Annotated in this window: 17 protein-coding genes and 1 riboswitch; of the genes, 2 read left to right on the forward strand and 15 right to left on the reverse strand. The window is 44.3% G+C overall.

The annotated features are described in order from the left end of the window. The 9 genes from liaF to metA form a co-directional block, all read right to left on the reverse strand. A complete protein-coding gene (gene liaF / locus IFO66_RS16110; RefSeq protein ID WP_192026146.1) occupies positions 1-1,098 on the reverse strand; it encodes a cell wall-active antibiotics response protein LiaF in 1,098 nt (365 codons plus the stop codon). A gap of 231 nt (positions 1,099-1,329) precedes the next feature. Then, complete coding sequence (locus IFO66_RS16115; RefSeq protein WP_192026147.1) at positions 1,330-1,500, reverse strand: hypothetical protein; 171 nt, start codon at positions 1,498-1,500, stop codon at positions 1,330-1,332. Positions 1,501-1,637: 137 nt separating this feature from the next. Next, the gene (locus tag IFO66_RS16120) at positions 1,638-2,411 is read right to left on the reverse strand and encodes a 3D domain-containing protein (RefSeq protein ID WP_337913208.1); all 774 of its coding nucleotides are present in this window, start codon (positions 2,409-2,411) and stop codon (positions 1,638-1,640) included. Positions 2,412-2,602: 191 nt separating this feature from the next. Then, on the reverse strand, positions 2,603-4,567 hold the full coding sequence (thrS, locus tag IFO66_RS16125; RefSeq protein ID WP_028593014.1) for a threonine--tRNA ligase: 1,965 nt from the start codon (positions 4,565-4,567) through the stop codon (positions 2,603-2,605). A gap of 450 nt (positions 4,568-5,017) precedes the next feature. Next, positions 5,018-5,944 (reverse strand): putative sporulation protein YtxC, encoded by a 927-nt coding sequence (gene ytxC / locus IFO66_RS16130; protein ID WP_192026148.1) that lies wholly within the window; start codon positions 5,942-5,944, stop codon positions 5,018-5,020. Positions 5,945-6,095: 151 nt separating this feature from the next. Beyond that, complete coding sequence (gene mqnC, locus IFO66_RS16135; RefSeq protein ID WP_192026149.1) at positions 6,096-7,238, reverse strand: cyclic dehypoxanthinyl futalosine synthase; 1,143 nt, start codon at positions 7,236-7,238, stop codon at positions 6,096-6,098. Positions 7,239-7,495: 257 nt separating this feature from the next. Next, the gene (locus IFO66_RS16140; protein WP_192026150.1) at positions 7,496-8,653 is read right to left on the reverse strand and encodes a trans-sulfuration enzyme family protein; all 1,158 of its coding nucleotides are present in this window, start codon (positions 8,651-8,653) and stop codon (positions 7,496-7,498) included. A 2-nt stretch (positions 8,654-8,655) separates the two neighbouring features. After that, positions 8,656-9,891, reverse strand: coding sequence for an aminotransferase class I/II-fold pyridoxal phosphate-dependent enzyme (locus IFO66_RS16145; protein ID WP_192026151.1), 1,236 nt, complete (start codon positions 9,889-9,891; stop codon positions 8,656-8,658). Then, positions 9,888-10,832, reverse strand: coding sequence for a homoserine O-acetyltransferase MetA (gene metA, locus IFO66_RS16150; RefSeq protein WP_192026152.1), 945 nt, complete (start codon positions 10,830-10,832; stop codon positions 9,888-9,890). Before metA ends, IFO66_RS16145 begins: the two co-directional genes overlap by 4 nt. 148 nt (positions 10,833-10,980) lie before the next feature. Next, positions 10,981-11,114, reverse strand: a riboswitch (SAM riboswitch). 558 nt (positions 11,115-11,672) lie between these two features. Here metA and corA point away from each other — a divergent pair. After that, positions 11,673-12,608, forward strand: a complete 936-nt coding sequence (gene corA, locus IFO66_RS16155) for a magnesium/cobalt transporter CorA (RefSeq protein WP_192026178.1) — start codon at positions 11,673-11,675, stop codon at positions 12,606-12,608. A 69-nt stretch (positions 12,609-12,677) separates the two neighbouring features. On the opposite strand, the gene IFO66_RS16160 is transcribed toward corA, so the two are convergent. Next, entirely contained in the window at positions 12,678-13,748 is a 1,071-nt protein-coding gene (locus tag IFO66_RS16160) for an HRDC domain-containing protein (protein ID WP_192026153.1), read from the reverse strand. Positions 13,749-14,003: 255 nt separating this feature from the next. On the opposite strand from IFO66_RS16160, the gene IFO66_RS16165 reads away from it, so the two are divergent. Next, positions 14,004-14,300, forward strand: a complete 297-nt coding sequence (locus IFO66_RS16165; protein WP_192026154.1) for a DUF3055 domain-containing protein — start codon at positions 14,004-14,006, stop codon at positions 14,298-14,300. 135 nt (positions 14,301-14,435) lie between these two features. Here the strand turns inward: IFO66_RS16165 and IFO66_RS16170 are convergent, their stop codons facing one another. The 5 genes from IFO66_RS16170 to IFO66_RS16190 all read right to left on the reverse strand — a co-directional run bounded on the left by IFO66_RS16170 (position 14,436) and on the right by IFO66_RS16190 (position 18,762). Continuing rightward, entirely contained in the window at positions 14,436-15,632 is a 1,197-nt protein-coding gene (locus tag IFO66_RS16170) for a phosphodiester glycosidase family protein (protein ID WP_225445820.1), read from the reverse strand. A gap of 89 nt (positions 15,633-15,721) precedes the next feature. Next, positions 15,722-16,618, reverse strand: a complete 897-nt coding sequence (locus IFO66_RS16175; protein WP_192026155.1) for a 5'-3' exonuclease — start codon at positions 16,616-16,618, stop codon at positions 15,722-15,724. Positions 16,619-16,742: 124 nt separating this feature from the next. Continuing rightward, positions 16,743-17,099, reverse strand: a complete 357-nt coding sequence (locus tag IFO66_RS16180) for an arsenate reductase family protein (RefSeq protein WP_192026156.1) — start codon at positions 17,097-17,099, stop codon at positions 16,743-16,745. A gap of 72 nt (positions 17,100-17,171) precedes the next feature. After that, a complete protein-coding gene (locus tag IFO66_RS16185) occupies positions 17,172-18,176 on the reverse strand; it encodes an RluA family pseudouridine synthase (protein WP_337913213.1) in 1,005 nt (334 codons plus the stop codon). Then, positions 18,169-18,762: a cob(I)yrinic acid a,c-diamide adenosyltransferase gene (locus tag IFO66_RS16190; RefSeq protein WP_192026157.1), complete on the reverse strand. Its 594-nt coding sequence runs from the start codon at positions 18,760-18,762 to the stop codon at positions 18,169-18,171. Before IFO66_RS16190 ends, IFO66_RS16185 begins: the two co-directional genes overlap by 8 nt. Positions 18,763-18,823: the final 61 nt, after the last annotated feature.

Genomic DNA, 18,823 nt, shown 5'->3' on the forward strand with positions numbered 1-18,823 from the left:
TTAGCCCACCCTTATCACTTTTACATCACCAATAAAACTGTTAACCTCGATCAGAACCTTTTTACTGGATTCGTGGAAAAATGGTGTTTTGGCTTCGAGATCACGCATAAAACCGGAGTACTTCTGATCAAACACTTTCATATCTCCTAAGAAAGAATGCGAAGATACGAACACGCCTAAGTCCATATCGTTTGGCACGTACACTTTGACATCACCGATAAAGCTGCTTACATTTATAATCGTTTTTCCATAAGGCACTTGCGCCTTCGTTAAATCGATAATCGTATCCCCAACAAAGTTCGACACATTTGCCGGACGCAGCTCCCAATAATCATGTCCTAAATGAATATCCCCGATAAAGCAGGATTTTTCAATCCTCCCTTTTTTCTTCTTCATTTTTTTAGCAGCATGCTTTAGCTTCTTCTTATATGTTTTGTAATCGTAATCGCCTTGGCCACTATAATCATCATCATAGTCGTAATCGTCATCATCCATATCAAAATCAAGATCTAACTCATCGTCGAAGTCATTCTTTTTGTTATACGTCTTATAATGAGGTGGCTTAGGTGGTTGGGGAGGCTTCGGTATGTTCATCTTAAGGTGATTTATTCCTCCATCCTCTTTATATCCATCTACGTCATTAGAAATTGGATGCTGCTCAGCATTTAAGTTTTTTACATAATCGGCAAATGGATCTTCGTATTCAGGCTTCTTCCATTCCGTTGATGTCGAAGATGGATTCCATTCCGGTTCTTTATGTTTGGACGATTTGAATTTGCCCTTAACACCAAAGAGCACAATAAGACCAATCGCTATAATAATCAACGGAAACGCTCTTCGAATCGCTTCCCCGAGAGACATGTGGATAATTTCTAAATTCGAAAGTAAAAAGAAACCACCAATGCCTAACACAATCAAACCTGCCCAAGTACCACTCACGAGCATGCTGACACCAACAAACAATAAGATGAGCGGCCAAAATATAGATACAAGATCTCCGATATTAAAATGCAAGAATCCCCACTGCTGGAGCATAAACAGTACGCCAACCGTAACAAGTATTGACCCGCCAATCCAGCGCCCTTTGTTGCCTGTCATCTTTATCCCTCATTTCTTATTGCAGACCATTTTCTGCAATTGAACTTGTTCAATACTTGTATTGTATAGCAGTACCAATACTTGTAACAGATCCGAGAGGTTGAACTTTATCTCAGTCTAGAGACTGAGACGTTCCTCTTCGCATCCATTTCAACTCACAAAAAAAGAAGGCAATCTGCTGTTTCCAGCATGATTGCCTTCTTTTGCCGCTTTTAACGGTTTCACGCGATGTTACTGTTGTGCCTTTTGGGACTGGCCTTTCGCTGCTTTACCAGCAGCACCAGCTGTTCCAGCCACACCAGCACCTGCTTCCGCTGCAAACTCAGCATCAAAATTGTTTTGTTGCTGTTGATTCTGAGAAGAAAATGCACCAAACTTGTTCTTTTGGTTATGGTTGCTCATCGCATTTCACCTCCTGCGGCTCGCCCTTCATCCCTGATGAAGATTGCGAAGTATATGAAGGAAACATCTCGTTTCCACATCAAATATTATGCGATTAGCAACACCACATTATGCACCATGAAAGCGATTGACATGAATTACATATTTAGCTTTGATAATCGTTTATTCTTTATAACAGTCGCATTTAATTCATCAATCATACGCTCTGTTACTTTCCCACTTCCTCTACGAATCACTTGAACCTCTACGTTCTTCTTGCCCCACTGCTTATATACCTGTTTCGTTGTGTCAAAATAAAGATCAATATGGGAACCTTTAATTTTACCGCCTATGTCTGCCACAATGCCGTATCCATACCCAGGGATATACAAGATGGACCCTAACGGAAATACACCGAGGTCGGCTGCTATCGTCGATACATAGCCACGACGCACTTTCACCCCAGAATAAGTTATGCCATACGACGGATGACCTGGCAGCTTGCCTGTGGATTCAATGCCAGCCGTATAGCCAGTCGCTGTAACGGTCATTGCACGAAGTACTTGTTCTTGCTGCGGAGCTAGCAGCTTGTCTGCAAATAAGACAGCCGTAGTCGTTGCCGCCTTACTGTTTTCCTCGTCACTCACTCGTTTCCGATCGGCACTTTTTGCCGATACCACCTTGGCTTTTTCTTCAACAGAAGGTTTTAGGTTGCATGCAATGGATTGAAGTTTCATTTGTATCGAGCTTAAACGATGTTCTGCCATCGTCTTGATAAATGGTGTATTCCAACTATTCCAGCTCCAATCACTGTATACCCCTATTGGCATCGTACCTAGCTGAGCCTCCGCTTGTCCTTCCCAGCTAAATGTTATAGCTATCATAATCGTCGCCATTACTGCGACCCAACTTAACCATTTCTTCATCTTCACGCTGCTGTCACTCCGTCTTGTTGATATGGATTAAAGAATCGAGACTATCGTAAGAACTAGCATATAACTTTAGTTGTAAACAAATGGTTATACACTTCTTTAATCGGAAGGATTTCCTGCAACGTGAAAAATTATGCATCGAAAAATGTAAAATAAAAACCCGCCCTATTGAAACATAGGACGGGTATATATTACTTCTCTTCTGTTGGAATAGTTGGAAGTACGCGACGACGAATCTCGTCTTGAAGCTTCTCAACCGCCGCTTGAACAGACATGACACCAAGGTCGCCTTCACCGCGCTTACGTACGGATACAGCACCTTCGTTTTTCTCATTTTCACCTACTACGAGCATGTATGTTACCTTCTCCAGCTGTGCTTCACGGATCTTGTAGCCAAGCTTCTCATTGCGCAGATCTGCATCTACACGAATACCAGCTTCACGCATTTGCTCTGCAACTTCTTTTGCATAAGCTTCATACGTTGGCGATACTGGAATCACTTTCGCTTGAACCGGAGCAAGCCAGAGCGGCAAGGAGCCCGCGAAGTTCTCAAGCAAGAATGCAGTCATACGCTCCATCGTACTAATGATACCGCGGTGAATAACGACAGGACGATGCTTATTGCCATCTTCCCCTACATACTCAAGCTCGAAGCGCTCAGGAAGCAAGAAATCAAGCTGAGCTGTAGACAATGTCTCTTCCTTACCAAGCGCAGTCTTGATCTGTACGTCAAGCTTCGGACCGTAGAATGCCGCTTCGCCTTCTGCTTCATAGAACGGCAAGCCAAGCTCTTCTACTACTTCACGCAGCATACGTTGGGACATTTCCCACATCGCATCATCTTGGAAGTACTTCTCTGTATCTTGCGGATCACGGTAGGACAGACGGAAGCGATAGTCCTCGATACCGAAATCTTTGTAAACGCGTTGTATCAATTGAACAACACGAGCGAATTCTTCTTTAATTTGATCTGGACGGCAGAAAATATGTGCATCGTTCAATGTCATTGCACGTACACGATGCAAACCAGTCAAAGCTCCAGACATTTCATAACGGTGCATTGTGCCCAATTCCGCTACACGGATTGGCAATTCACGATAGCTGTGCGGCTCACTCTTGTACACCATCATATGGTGAGGACAGTTCATTGGGCGAAGCACAAGCTCCTCGTTATCCATCGTCATTTTAGGGAACATATCTTCACTATAGTGTTCCCAGTGACCAGAGATTTTGTACAATTCTACGTTCGCCAATACCGGCGTGTACACATGGCTGTAGCCCAAACGCTCTTCCATATCTACAATGTAGCGCTCCATCGTACGGCGCAATGTAGCACCGTTTGGCAGCCAGATCGGTAGACCTTGTCCAACTTCACGAGAGAATGTAAATATTTTCAGTTCTTTACCAAGCTTACGATGGTCACGTTTCTTCGCTTCTTCTAGAAGGCGCAAGTACTCGTCCAATTGAGCTTTCTTCGGGAAAGCAGTACCGTAAATACGCTGAAGCATTTTGTTCTTGGAATCTCCACGCCAGTATGCACCAGCAAGGTTCAACAACTTGAACACTTTCAACTTGCTTGTAGATGGTACGTGAGATCCACGGCACAAGTCGAAGAACTCGCCTTGATCATAAATCGTAATTTCGGAGTCTGCTGGCAAATCATTAATCAACTCAAGCTTCAAGTTGTCACCTAGCTCCTCATAAATACGAAGTGCTTCTTCGCGGGAAACAACACGGCGGCGAACTGGCAAGTTCTCCGAAACGATGCGATCCATTTCTTTCTCGATCTTTGGCAAATCTTCAGGTGTCAACGAAATATCCATATCGATATCGTAGTAGAAGCCATCTTCAATAACAGGACCGATACCAAGTTTCACATTTGCATCTTTGTACAAACGTTTGATCGCTTGAGCCATCAAGTGCGCTGTACTGTGGCGGATTACTTCTAGTCCTTCTGCGGATTCAGGCATAATAATTTCTACTGCCGCATCTGCTTCGATTGCAGTGTACAAATCAACCACTTTGCCGTCCAATTTACCAGCGACTGCATTTTTCTTCAACCCGCTGCTAATCGAAGCAGCCACATCTTCAATTGTGCTTCCTTGTGCGTATTCACGCACAGAACCATCAGGAAGCGTTACTTTTACGATAGACATCTTTATATCCCCCTTATTGATGAGTCGCAAAACAGCATCATTAACGACACCGCCCTACAACATTGACTCTTCACTACTGCACACGTTAACCTTCATTAAACACACAAAAAACACCCATCCCTTAAAAAGGGACGAGTGTTGTTATATACCCGTGGTTCCACCCTCATTCAACAGCAATACGTACTCTGCACTAAACATCATACAATGTAGACCATTTGCTGCCCTTGAGTCATTCGATATCGGAAATGAACCGTCGAACGTTACTACTGATACTAACTGAAGATGTAAAAATGCTCAGTTCGTCAGGTTCCCGCTCAAAGCTCAGAAGTGGTAAATGTAGATGTGCACCGAAAGGATTTGCAGCCTTGATCCTTCTCTCTGTACGGTTCCATTCCGCATTCATGTCTTCGTCAACGCTATAACGTATTAATATCCGATATTATATGTGATTCAATCAGCTAGGTCAAGTGTTAAGCCTTTACCTGCAACAAAGAACGATTGGCACGAACTGCAATATTCACACACATCAACTCTGGCTTCAAATATTTGCTGAATCGTTTTAATGACTTGGGACTCAGCATCTCTCGTATGGATGACAATTCGTCCTGGGGATACGTTAATGAGCGTACTCACGATCATATCCTCCATCTCCATATCACCATCAAGCATTTCCACAATCATGCCCTCAACGACATGCATAGGCTCAAGAGGTTCCCATTTCTCATTCATCAGCTCAAATTCATGCCCACCTTTATGCACAAGATGAGCAAGTGGAATTTTCGTATCTTGGATAAACACAAAATATTTCAATAAACTGATAAATTCTTGATATTGTCGCTCCAAAATAAATTCGTCTACTGCATATTCCACTACTTCTCGAAGCTCAGATAGATAGCTCTCCATCCGAAACCGAATAAACCCGTCTAAATGCAGTGTCGTGTATTCAGATAGGTAAGCATGAATCAGTCGAACAAGCTTTGCTTTGCGACGCTGCCTAGATTCACGTCCACCGATATCTTCAGCACCATTTAACAAATGCATGCAATATTCTTGAATTTTATCGTATTCTGATTCGTCAAGCTGCTTTACTTTGCTAATGATGGAACGAACGAGCGGTTCCTCTTTTACAGTCAATACATATTCCGCCAACGCTTGTGCTGCACGCTGCCATACTTGCTCACCTTGTTTAGACAACTGAAATCCTGGAAGCACTCCTCTGCACGCAATCCAATCTACAGGAGAAGACTGCCCTCCCTCTTCGATCAATACGCCTTGTGGATGTGTATGTAAATCGCCCAGTTCCTGTTGTAGTAAGCCTTTTAATTGCTGCGGCTCATGATTATCAGCACGGGGAATAATGATGGTGAACAGTTCCATGAACTCACTCCTTTCTGTTCCTTATCAGTATATGGGGGGGAACAGAGAGATATACGAAGTGGGTTTTGGCAGTATAACCAAATTAAAAAGGTCTTCCAGAAATCAATCCGGAAGACCTTAAACCTTATACTATGCAATCCAATACATCACATTAGTTCTGCATTACAAAATCGCGCTCAACATTCGTCACGTCTTCTTCAAAGACGCGCAATATATCATACTTCGTATTACGCTGTGCTGGTGTTTTGCCTGCTTCACGAATGAGACGAAGAATACTCTCGATATTTACTTTGTGAGTAGCTCCTGCTGCAGATACTACATTTTCTTCAATCATCGTACTACCAAAGTCATTACAGCCGAAGCTCAATGTCTTCTTTCCAATCTCTGGCCCCATTGTAACCCAGGAAGATTGGAAGTTCGGAATGTTATCCAAGAACAAGCGACTAATCGCTAATGTTTTCAAATACTCTTCCGGGCTAACACGCTCCGCCTTCATATTCGTATTGTCTGGCTGGAATGTCCAAGGAATGAACGCAAGGAATCCTTTGGAAGGATATTTCTGATCCAAGCATTCATCTTGTGCAATGCGTACCCGCTCTAAGTGAAGCGCTCGTTCTTCCATCGCTTCGCCGAACCCGATAACCATCGTAGCGGTTGTGTTCATGCCGTCACGATGCGCAGTCTGCATGACATCCATCCAATCACGCCACGAGCCTTTTAGGCGGCTAATCTTGCGACGTGTACGGTCATCAAGAATCTCGGCACCGCCGCCAGGCAAAGAATCAAGGCCAGCTTCATGAATTTGTCGCACGACTTCTTCTAATGACAGCCCATCAGATACTTCCTTCATCTTCATAATCTCAGCAGGAGAGAAGGAATGCATCGTAATGTTCGGGAAACGAACTTTGATCTCTTTAAGCAAATCCGTATAATACGAGAACGGCAAATTCGGGTTCGTTCCACCCTGCATTAATATCTCGGTACCGCCAACGTCAATTGTCTCTTGAATCTTTTGGAAAATAACTTCATCAGGAAGGACATATCCTTCTCCCGACTTCGGTGAGCGATAGAACGCACAGAAGCGACAAAATACATCACACACGTTTGTGTAGTTAATGTTCCGTCCAATAACAAAGGTTGTAATTGGATCTGGATGCCACTTCTCCATCATTTTATTGGCTGCGTAGCCCATCTTCTCTATTTGGTCGGATTCAAACAGCGTGACACACTCATCCGTATCTATGCGTTCGCCGCGCAAAGCCTTGTCTAAAATGCGGTCAATCGATGAACTCATCGTTACCGTCACTTCCTCTCATGTTAGGATGTACGGAGACGACAGAAACAATCTGCCGAACATGAATGTTAACGTGCAGGTTGGTATATGACCCTGATGTCGCGGGTCTATTTCGATTCCATAAACCAAGCCTGCCTTTCCTTCATCCTATCATAGATTTCTTTATAAAAATACCCCTCCCATCCCTTTCAAAACGTCATTTTGGTGTCAACTTTTCCATATATAAAAGGGGTGGAGGGGCTGTATTCAATTGATTATTACTTAGACAAGGACAAAGCTTGATCCAAATCTGCAATCAAATCATCAATATGTTCCAAGCCAACAGAGAAGCGAAGTACTCCGTCGGTAATGCCTCGCTCAGCTCTGACATGCGGAGGCATAGCGGCATGTGACATCATAGCCGGATATGACAAAATACTTTCCACAGCTCCAAGGCTCACTGCTACAAGCGGTAGCTGTACAGCATTAAGCACTTGCTTCGCACGCTCACCTGAACCAACATCGAACGATACAACTGCACCATATCCTAGCGATTGACGCTCATGAATTGCTCTGCCTGGATGATTCGGCAAGCCTGGATAAAAGACTTGCGTAATATCGTTCCGCTCACTCAGCCATTGTGCTAGCTTCCCCGCGCTTGTCTCGCTGTGGCGCATGCGAGCTTCAAGTGTCTTCATCCCGCGCATAAGCAGCCAGCTGTCTTGAACACCTAACACGGTGCCTAGACCATTTTGTAGCATTTTCACACGCTCCCCTAGCTCTTCATCGTTCGTCACTGCTAAGCCTGCTAACACATCACTGTGCCCACCAAGGAATTTGGTTGCGCTATGAAGAACGATATCGACGCCATGCTCAATTGGGCGTTGGTGATATGGTGTCATAAAGGTATTATCGAGCAGCGTCAACAACCCTTTCGACTTCGCCCATGCGGTAACAGCAGCAATATCCGTAATTTTCAATGTAGGATTAGATGGTGTTTCCATATAAATTGCTTTTGTATTTGAACGATAGGCAGCTTCGACTTGATTCAGATCTGTCATATCCACAAAAGTCGTTTCAATTTGCATCCGATCAAGAATAGAAGTTAATAAACGATAGGTACCGCCATATACATCCTCTGTCACGATCACATGATCTCCAGCCGACAACAGCAGCAGTGTAGAAGAAATGGCCGCCATACCAGATGCAAATGCGAATCCACGTGTCCCGCCTTCTAGCAGGGCGATATATCCTTCCAACGCCTCGCGTGTCGGATTGCCGGAACGAGAATAATCATGAGCAGGAGGATTAAATATATCTTCATGATGGAATGTACTCGCTTGATATATCGGTACACTTGATGCACCTGTATGCTCGCAAACTTCTTTGCCAAAGTGAATGAGCTTCGTAGAAAATTGATTGTGATCGCGGCTCATACCTACACCCCTTTTCCTTCGGCAGCAGGTTCTTTTGCATCAACTGAAACTGAATCAAGCTCGGCTATTTCTGCCTTCGCTTTGCTCAACGCTTGGTCAAGATCCGCAATAAGGTCATCTATATGTTCAATGCCGACAGAGAAGCGCAGCAATCGATCGTCTACACCAATGGCTTCACGAATCTCTTGCGGGATGTCAGCATGTGTTTGGACAGCCGGGTATGTCATCAACGATTCCACTCCGCCGAGACTCTCTGCGAAAGCAATTAATCGAATATGACGCAAAATAGGCTCCACATAACGAGCGTCTTTTAACCGGAATGAGAAGATACCCGTATTACCAGAAGATTGGCTCTGCTGAATCTCATATCCAGGATGATCTTCTAGTGCGGGATAATACACGGCATCGACGGATTCATGATCACGAAGCCACACTGCCAACCTTGTTGCATTGTATTCATGGCGCTCCATTCGAATGGCAAGCGTCTTCATACCACGCATTAATTGATAGGCATCAGTTGGGCTTAATGTAGCTCCGATGGAATTGTGCAAGAACGCTATCTCCTCAGACAGTTCCTTACCTTTTGTTACAATTAATCCTGCGAGTACATCATTATGGCCGCCCAAATATTTTGTCGCGCTATGTACGACAATATCAGCCCCCTGCTCTATTGGACGTTGGAAAAATGGAGTAAGCAAGGTATTGTCTACGATTGTGAGCAAGTTGTGCGACTTTGCCCACTTTGCAACAGCTTCTACATCCGTAATCATCATCAATGGGTTTGTAGGTGTCTCGATTACAACTGCCTTTGTAGCTGGCGTACGCACAGCCTCCATTGCTTCGATATCATTGGTATCTACATAGGAAGCATCTACACCAAAGCGCTTCATAATGCGCTCTAGCAAGCGATACGTACCTCCGTACAAGTCTAAGGAAACGATCAAATGATCGCCTTGGCTGAAAAGGGCAAAGACGGTCTGAAGCGCCGCCATGCCCGAACTACAGGCAAAGCCTGCATCTCCACGCTCTAACAATGCTGCTGCATCCTCAAGCACAGAACGAGTTGGATTTTTCGTACGCGTATAGTCGAATCCCGTACTTTGACCAAGACGCGGGTGACGGTAAGCTGTCGCATGATAGATCGGAAAGTTCACCGCACCTGTCTTTGGCTCTGCAATCGAGCCGATTTGCGCTAACTGACTTTCAATTTTATATCCATTCTCATCACGTTCAATCATTTTGCTCCCGCTCCTTCCATTCGATCAGCTGTCACACCAAGTTGAAATGGCGTCTCTTGGTAGACATAGTAGTTCAACCAGTTCGAAAATAACAAATTCGCATGCGCTCTCCATGTAGAATAAGGGCGCTTTGTCGGATCATCTTTCGGGTAATAGTTCACCGGAATGTCCATTGCCATGCCTTTTTGAATATCACGGTCATATTCCCATTTCAACGTTTCCGCGTCATATTCGGAATGACCTGTAACAAACACTTGCTTACCGTCTTTGCTAGCCGCCAAATACACGCCTGCTTCTTCAGACGTAGATATGAGTTCCAAGCCTGGCACTTTTTCCATATCTTCAACACGAACTTCTGTATGACGAGATTGCGGCACGAAGAACTGCTCGTCGAAGCCACGAGTTAAGCGGACATTTTGAGTACAGAGTGTATGGTTAAATACACCGAAACATTTCTTCTCCAACGGATGTTTAGGAACGCCAAAGTGGTAATACAACCCTGCTTGAGAAGCCCAACAGATGTGCAGCGTCGATGTTACATGGTGTTTAGACCATTCCATGATCTTGCATAGCTCCTGCCAATAGGTCACCTCGTGGAATTCCAGCTGTTCTACCGGAGCTCCCGTAATAACTAGGCCATCGAACAATTCATCCTGTATATCTTCAAATGTTTTGTAAAACAATGATAGATGCTCAGCAGATGTATTTTTAGAAGTATGTGTTGCAGGATGGAGCAATGTAACATCGACTTGCAGCGGGGTATTTCCTATTAATCTCAACAACTGCGTCTCCGTCGTTTCCTTGGTTGGCATCAAGTTCAAAATGATAATCTTCAGAGGTCGAATATCTTGTTGATAAGCACGTGTCTCATCCATCACAAAAATATTCTCTTGGGACAAAACTTCTTTAGCCGGCAAATGATCAGGAACTTTAATGGGCATAGCAAAAACCTCCTAAATCGATATGTCGTCCCTCATCTTGGACACCATGTTTTGCACAATCTGTTTAGAGGAGAAGTCACGGTGGTAAATGAAACAAAAAAGACCTTTCTCTAGTAAGAAAGGTCGCTACTTATACATACTTGCGCCTCTCTCATCTCTCAGAACGACCAAATGTCTGTGACATCGGTATTCTGCAAGAATTAGCACCGCTGCGTTTCGCAATTGCTAACGCCGGTTGCCGGGTATCATCGGGCTTGTCCCTCCACCTACTCTTGATAAGATTGCATATGTTATGGAATTGTCTTCATGTGGACTTGGTAATAATTTAAAGCATGGGAAATGATTCCGTCAAGGGGGAAGAACCAAAAATCGTAAAAAATCATACAGTACTACTGTATACTTACGAATTTTCCAAGCACATCTGTAACGGAATATACGTAGTTGGCATTTGTTTAGTTCTTGAAACTAGGCAATCAAGGCGTATATACTAGACAAGTGCCAGATGACTATCCAACTGCACAAATATGAGGAAAGACACAAATAACAGAGGTGAGTTCGCATGGAAGGCGACCCGAGGATAAGCAGTCGCGATTACGGACAACCGAATATGACGATTCGACGAGGACGTGCTGCATTTGCACACGGTTGTCGTCCAATGTTCGTGGGCACATTATGTTTGTGTCACCTTTATGCTTAGTCTGATTACTCATCCATGATTAAATGTATTGTTTCTGTATTTAAGCGTAGGCAAGACGAACGGACCGACATCACTCCGGATGAATCGTCAAGTACAAGACGACACAAGCTACCAATGTAAGGTGGCAAGAAGGAGTGATTATGATGAAGATTCGTCTCGTCAACGAAGGTATATTTACACCCATTGATGATATTAATACTACATTAACCGCACCAGAAGAAGGTTTTTACTGGATTGATGCGGATTTGGATGACCTTGTCATACTCCAGCCATTATTTCAAATGCACGACTTGGCTGTAGAGGACTGTTTAAATGATGAGGAACAGCGTCCAAAAATGGAAATATATGAAGGTCATTATTTTATCGTTATCAACAGCATCCGATTTGACGATGAAGAAATCTTTCTTCGGGCCTTGAACATATTTTTAGGCAAACACTATATCATCACCATTACCAAACAAAAAATTAATGAACTCCGTACAGTTAAGCCTCTCTTGTGGGAGCAAGAAGTAAGCTCCGCTGACCGGATGTTATATCTTGTTATAGATACGGTAGTTGACAGCTACTTCAAAGTTGGCGATCGGATTGAAGCTAAGATCGAAAATTTGGAAGAAGAAGTGCTTGTGAATGCTAAAAAATCGCATTTGAACGAAATCATCAGTCTACGCAGTGAAATATTGTGGGTGAAGAAAGAATTAGCACCTCAGAAAGAGCTGCTGCTTGTCCTTTACCGCAAAGATTTGCGTTTAATTGATGACAACTTGCAGAAATATTTCAGGGATATTTATGAAGATGCCGTTAAAGTTGCCGAGACATTCGATACATTCCGCGACTTGATGGCGAACTTACGAGAATCTTATCAATCCAGCATTGCCAACCGCGCGAATGAAATTATGCGTGTATTTACAGCAATGACAACGATATTCATGCCACTGACGTTCATTACCGGCATATACGGAATGAACTTCGATAATATTCCATTTATTCATTATAAATATGGAGCTGTGTTCCTGATCGGATTTATGTTCATACTTGGGACCATTATGCTCATCTGGTTCAAGAAGAAAGACTGGCTCTAATCATACAGGAACTATAGCCCGCGATAAAGCGGGCTTTTTTCAATATCTGAATCATCCATTAAGTATTTATTATACAGCTTTCGCTTCTACATCCACTCGCGACCTCGTTGAACTAGGTCGTGCGGAGCCCTGCTCTGTGCGGCTGCTATTACGTATTTGCATACGAACGAGCCGTATGTATTCATAGCGTCGCTGAATAATGGCGGAGGCATCCTTCAACGCTTCTTGGCCAAAAGTTTGAATATAGATCGGCTTCAAATAATCCATACCTAGCTGCTGCAGCGAATCCCCAATTCGGGTGCGCATCTCCGTATCAATCTCACTCAGGACATGCTCTGCATAAGACATCATGTCATATCCTTCTTCAGACAATGCTTCAATACGAACAAGCAATTCGCGACGATCAACGTTCAAACGCTCCATAATCACTTCTGGCTCCAATTTTTGCTGGACAGCTTCGATTAGTGTTCGTTTATCAACAAGGCGATTGAATTCACCAGACATTTTCTGCTCTTCCTGCTGATATACCCATTGCAAAAATGCCGCAGGACCTACCGCCGCACTTACCCAGTCCAATGGGAATGTCGTCCTGCGTGGAATCGGTGCTGTGATCGCTATAATGGCTTCACCATAGGTATGAACCTTAGCCTCGCCAAATCCAGGGAGCTGCTTCAACTCCTCCACCGTTTGTGGGACGAATGCACTTACAAGCCGAAGCATACGATTCGTCGTAATCCAGTAAGGCGCGCGGCGAATGGAAGAAGCGACTTCTTTGCGCCATTGCACCAGCTTCTGATACAGCTCCTCATCTACATGTAAGTCTCCAAAACAATGAATCCATTCGTTACGCTCCTTCATCCGACGTTCATGCTGCTGCGTATCCGGTGTAAATCCAAGTGTCGGCTCATAGCCTTTGCGCATTAAGCTTGCAACACCTCGTCTAAGTGCCGCACACATCTCCGCCCATATATCTCCCTCATACCAAGTCGAATTGGCATCCTCTGTCTGATGATCCCAATCACCATCTTGTTCCCATAAAACGAGCCACTTCCCTTCTTCTTCACCCACCGTAACTAATCCACTCCGCACTTGCCCGGACACCTCTGCCCTTTCTAATCGCGACATCCATACAATGATCATGCTCATTCTCCTTTTCATCCATAATAATGTGTCATTCGTAACGCATCACAACGAAGGAATGATGCATAAAAAAAGAAGCACCTCTCCTATGTCATCAGACATAAAAGAGGTGCTTCCTCATTCCGGTTATGAATTTATTTCCATTATAGGCAATCACAGCATTGCTGTCAACGCTCTTTCTAACCTACGAGATTCCCAATTCAACTCTGCTTATGCTATGATGGAACGTATTGAGAATGAGGAGGTACCAACCTTATGAGCGCTGAGCCATTGGATTTCTTATCAGACTTTACCGAACAAACATCCACCCGCTTTGTCACGTTCATCGGTGAAAGTATGCATCGTTTCGATCTAGCTGTCACAACAACAAGCCGCTTCTACGGCAAGAAGCTTGTAACCGATCTCCAATCAGGATTGACTGCTATTCTTGGACAAGACGACCTTGAAGAGGAAGGATATTTGGAATCATTTTATCGCCTTGAGGAAGATGCAGCAGAAGATTTGCGACGATTCCTAGCTCTCGTCATCGGAGAGGCACACTTCACAGATTAATTGACGTGATAAGGCACAGCATGAAAGTGAATATCTCAGGGGTATGAACATAATAAGAGCCTAATCGCATTAGTCTTGATGCAGCAATTATAGTTGCATCTTGTCTAGCGCGACTAGGCTCTTCGCCGATTTTATTTATGATTTCGGTTGTTTAAACATAAGTACGTTACTAAGCAATCTTCCTGGTGAAGTAATCACTTTATTGTTTGCATACAAACCAGTTGAAGCACCACCGTCCAAGTTCATTGCCTGCTTAGCGCCGAGCTGCTTCCATACTTCTGCCCATTGTTTCATCGTAGCGCTACCTGTTGTCGCAAGCATAATCGAACCGTCTGGCATAATACCAATTCCGCTTCGAGTAGCAGATAAGGTAAGTATTTTGTCTTGCTGGAAACCTTCCGCCTTTGGTTGAAGTGCAACACGGCCATCTTTCACTAAGCGAGGTCCTGCTCCTACCGCAGTCTGAACATCATGCCAGTCGACGGCTTGTCCGTCTTTATTCGTATATTCGAAGGCTTGCGTTACTTTGTCGCCTTTCTTGAAACGCTCTGCCATCTTCTTCTCTTTACCTGTATAAACGAGTACATAACCATCTTTAGGAATCGGAACATTTTGACCGCTAGTTACCGAGGTTACTTGGCCATTGCGAACGGTAACCGCATTACCGTATGCAAATCCGAGATGAGAACCGCGCATAGTCGTGAACATGATGGCCGAAGAGCTATTTTTAGCTGGCGTCCGATTGACGAAATAAGCATACCAGCCTTGCTCACGCGCCGTCTTCTCATTTGTCACGGTTCCACGCAATATAACCCGCAGCGTGTCCATCAACGCAGAACCGTCTTGTCGGAATCCAATCGTAGTTCCGTGGTTACCCACATGCTCAATACGACCGTTAATAATAACCGTGCCCCATGGCTCTGGTGCGCCATTGTACGCTTCAAAGTAAGTCGCATTAATACCAGCAACTGCTCGATGATTGCGCATCATTTCATTTAAGCTGGCAGCTGCCCCGTACTTTCCTTTACCAAATGCCGCGGTAGGCACGTAGCCTTTAGGAACATGGACGGTTTGCACAGCCATCGAACGACTGCCCACCTTTATAGACTTTGAGGACACACGTGGCGCAGCCAGTTTGGGTTTGCTTGCGATGGCAGTAGACATTTCAACTTTCCCAGCAATATTGCTTGATGCTGTAGGTACTGCGTACGCATTCATACTCGGCACGAGTAACATCGACAGTACTGCTACCATAGTTAACGATTTGAATATGGGATTTACTCGATTTCTACGTTCAGACATTTCCTTGTACATTTCATCTCTACCTTCCAAGTATATACTCATATGTACATATAGTATAAACAAAAAGACAGCACATGTCTTCCAAAATGTGCTGTCTCTATAAAGGACCACCTCAAGGATTAAGATGTCATACCCAAGTAAGAAATCATACTTTTCATTTCCAAGCGTTCGAACATCGTTCCAACTAGATCTCGATCAGGCTCGAAAAGACAAGATTCAATTTCACATTGCAGTGGGACATCACATTCAATACGAGCTAAGGAACGTGACAGATGCATCATCTCAAGGTCAGACTCGATCTTCGTTCGAACCCCTTTAGCCAACTCAGGCAAATTGCCCAGTATGCCTTCAATGCTTCCATACTGCTGGATAAGCTTCATAGCTGTCTTCTCGCCAATGCCTCGTACGCCCGGATAGTTATCAGATGGATCACCCATAAGTGCCTTCACATCAATAACTTGTTCGGATGTCAACTGACGCTCCTCCATTAAGAAATCAGGGCTATACACGGCATAGTTGCCTTGCCCCTTTTTCATAATGATAACTTTCGTATGTTCATGAACCAACTGCAGCATATCCTGATCACCGGTCAGAACCAACACGTTGAATTGTTCACGATACTGACGAGCCAATGTACCTATACAATCGTCAGCCTCATAACCTTCACGAGAAATATTAGGAATATGGAAGGAATCCATCACATCTCGAATAAGTTGGAACTGCGGCACAAGATCTTCAGGACATTCTGGACGATTCGCTTTATAATCTGTAAATTGCTCTGAACGGAACGTCTTGCTGCTCAAGTCCCAACAACAAGCTATGTGTGTTGGTTTAAACCGTTGTACAGCGTCCCAGAAATAACGCATAAAACCAAAAACAGCATTTGTAGGCGTGCCGTCTTGCATACGACGGATTGATCCGCCATAGGCTGTTGCATAATAAGCTCTAAATAATAAAGCCATCCCGTCGACTAGAAGCAGGGAAGGTCTTTGTTCATTCAATTCATTTGTATTCATCGTTGTAGGCGGCTCCTCTCTACTATCGTTGCATTAGTATAACATAGGCACTACGCTTGATCCGATAGAGGATGTTGCCAATAGCGATACCATTATCCATACACTTGTTATTATTATTTGACTACTATGACCATACATCCGCATATTGCTCTTCTTTGAAGCCAATCGTCGTCTTATTTCCATCCGTCACAATGGGGCGCTTAAGCAACTTTCCATTTTCAGATAACAACTTATACTGCTCTTCAATCGCCATCCCCGGCAGCTTGTCCTTCAATTGCAGCGCTTTGTATACTTCACCAGACGTATTAAACCATTTCTTAAGCTCCAAGCCACTGCTTGCAACAAGCTTCTCCAACTCTTGAACAGTAGGAGGTTCCTCTACAATTGGAATTTGCTTGACGTTATGACCTTGATCCTTAAGCCATTTTACGGCTTTGCGGCATGTACTGCATTTCGAGTATTCATAAATAGTTAGATCCATCGTACATTCTCCTCCCGAATGTGCCACTACACGCGGCTCCGTGTTGCTAGCGCTCATAACCTTACTGTATGCTTACTGTTCTTGTCGTTCTGCTCTTTGTTCTAGCTCCTGCTCCAATTGGACCAAGTCCGCGGGCAGCGGTGCCGTAAAACAAACCCGTTCCCCTGTCATCGGATGATAGAAATGAAGCTCCGCTGCGTGCAAGGCATGTCGCTTCATCGATGTAAGTAGCTTCGTATCTGGGTTATAAAATTTATCGCCAATGAGCGGACAGCCAATATGTTTCATATGTACACGGATTTGGTGCGTTCGTCCGGTCTCTAGTACACATTTAATCTTAGCTGCCTCACCATTATAATTGGTAATCGTCTCGTAATGTGTCGTAGAAGGATACCCTTCCGGTGTAACAATGCGTAAATGACGCTCCTCAGGATCACGATCAATCGGTGCATGGACAGTCCCTTGAGCTGGTTGTGGATTACCTTCTACATACGCAACATAACGCTTAAATACATCGCCGCGCTGCAATTGTTCGGACAATTGCTGATGTGCATAGGCATGCTTGGCAATAAGTAATACACCCGATGTCTCTTGATCCAATCGGTGCACAGGTCGAAAACGTGTCTGCTCACCTCGGCTGCGCCAGTAATGGACAATACCATTGGCTAAAGTGCCGTTTGGGAAACCATACGTAGGATGTACCACCAGATTTGGCGGCTTATGAACAACAAGAATATCTTGATCTTCATAGATAACCTCAATTGGTATCGGTTCAGGCTGTATACTTTCTACTTGAGGTTCTGCAATACGGACACGAACAACATCTCCTGCCTGCAGTGGCTTATGACCGTAAGTAGAGCTTCCATTTACCGTTAGCCCTCCCTCGACACGCTTCAAACGCGTTATAAGTCGTCGTGACATGTTCAAGCGAGAAAGAAGCACTGTACGAAGCATAATACCTGCTTCATCCTCAGAAATGCAATAGGTTAGCTCGGCAGCATCCCATGTCTCTGGTTGCACATCAGTCATTTCCTCTGAGCGATTATCATCCTGCTGATCATTGAATGGATTACTCATGCTGTCCCTTCTTCACTCCGGTGCGAAATACATGAGCACTCCTTGCATATTCCACGTCTTCCACCATTGTCAATCCATTTACTCGTCGTGCCGCTGTAAAGAAATAATCAGACAAGCGATTCACATACTTCAGCACTTCTTGGTGGATGGACTCCTGGTGAGACAATGTCACAATGCTGCGTTCTGCACGTCTGCATACCGTCCTACACACGTGAAGTGCTGCTGCTGCTGGATGACCTCCTGGCAAAATAAATCGGGTTAGGGGAGCATTGTCTGCCTCATGCTGATCAATCCACTTCTCTAAATTCGTCACCATCTCTGGCATAACTTTGAACACAGCTTTTCCTTGCGATTCATCAGCAAAGGCAAGATCCGATCCACAATCAAACAATTCATGCTGAATTTGCAGCAATTGTTCACGAAGCCCTTGCAATCGTTCATCATCACAAGCTGCATGTGCAACTGCAGTAAATGCATTTAGTTCATCTAATTCCCCATATGTATGTACACGGATATGATCCTTGGCTACGCGTCCACCCTTCAAAGCCGTTAATCCTTGGTCACCCGTGCGTGTATAAATATTCATCCGATCCATCTCCTTACTCTCCTTGGTTGTCTCAGTAACTTGTAAACGAATGGTTCGCTAC

This window comes from Paenibacillus arenosi, from assembly GCF_014841135.1.
Lineage (GTDB): Bacteria > Bacillota > Bacilli > Paenibacillales > Paenibacillaceae > Paenibacillus_B > Paenibacillus_B arenosi.

What these genes read in the sequence shown, in the direction of transcription:
- liaF (WP_192026146.1), bottom strand. Translation starts at nt 1,098, where the DNA reads ATGACAGGCAACAAAGGGCGCTGGATTGGCGGGTCAATACTTGTTACG.
- IFO66_RS16115 (WP_192026147.1), bottom strand. Translation starts at nt 1,500, where the DNA reads ATGAGCAACCATAACCAAAAGAACAAGTTTGGTGCATTTTCTTCTCAG.
- thrS (WP_028593014.1), bottom strand. Translation starts at nt 4,567, where the DNA reads ATGTCTATCGTAAAAGTAACGCTTCCTGATGGTTCTGTGCGTGAATAC.
- ytxC (WP_192026148.1), bottom strand. Translation starts at nt 5,944, where the DNA reads ATGGAACTGTTCACCATCATTATTCCCCGTGCTGATAATCATGAGCCG.
- mqnC (WP_192026149.1), bottom strand. Translation starts at nt 7,238, where the DNA reads ATGAGTTCATCGATTGACCGCATTTTAGACAAGGCTTTGCGCGGCGAA.
- IFO66_RS16140 (WP_192026150.1), bottom strand. Translation starts at nt 8,653, where the DNA reads ATGAGCCGCGATCACAATCAATTTTCTACGAAGCTCATTCACTTTGGC.
- IFO66_RS16145 (WP_192026151.1), bottom strand. Translation starts at nt 9,891, where the DNA reads ATGATTGAACGTGATGAGAATGGATATAAAATTGAAAGTCAGTTAGCG.
- metA (WP_192026152.1), bottom strand. Translation starts at nt 10,832, where the DNA reads ATGCCCATTAAAGTTCCTGATCATTTGCCGGCTAAAGAAGTTTTGTCC.
- corA (WP_192026178.1), top strand. Translation starts at nt 11,673, where the DNA reads ATGAAGATTCGTCTCGTCAACGAAGGTATATTTACACCCATTGATGAT.
- IFO66_RS16160 (WP_192026153.1), bottom strand. Translation starts at nt 13,748, where the DNA reads ATGATCATTGTATGGATGTCGCGATTAGAAAGGGCAGAGGTGTCCGGG.
- IFO66_RS16165 (WP_192026154.1), top strand. Translation starts at nt 14,004, where the DNA reads ATGAGCGCTGAGCCATTGGATTTCTTATCAGACTTTACCGAACAAACA.
- IFO66_RS16175 (WP_192026155.1), bottom strand. Translation starts at nt 16,618, where the DNA reads ATGAATACAAATGAATTGAATGAACAAAGACCTTCCCTGCTTCTAGTC.
- IFO66_RS16180 (WP_192026156.1), bottom strand. Translation starts at nt 17,099, where the DNA reads ATGGATCTAACTATTTATGAATACTCGAAATGCAGTACATGCCGCAAA.
- IFO66_RS16185 (WP_337913213.1), bottom strand. Translation starts at nt 18,176, where the DNA reads ATGAGTAATCCATTCAATGATCAGCAGGATGATAATCGCTCAGAGGAA.
- IFO66_RS16190 (WP_192026157.1), bottom strand. Translation starts at nt 18,762, where the DNA reads ATGAATATTTATACACGCACGGGTGACCAAGGATTAACGGCTTTGAAG.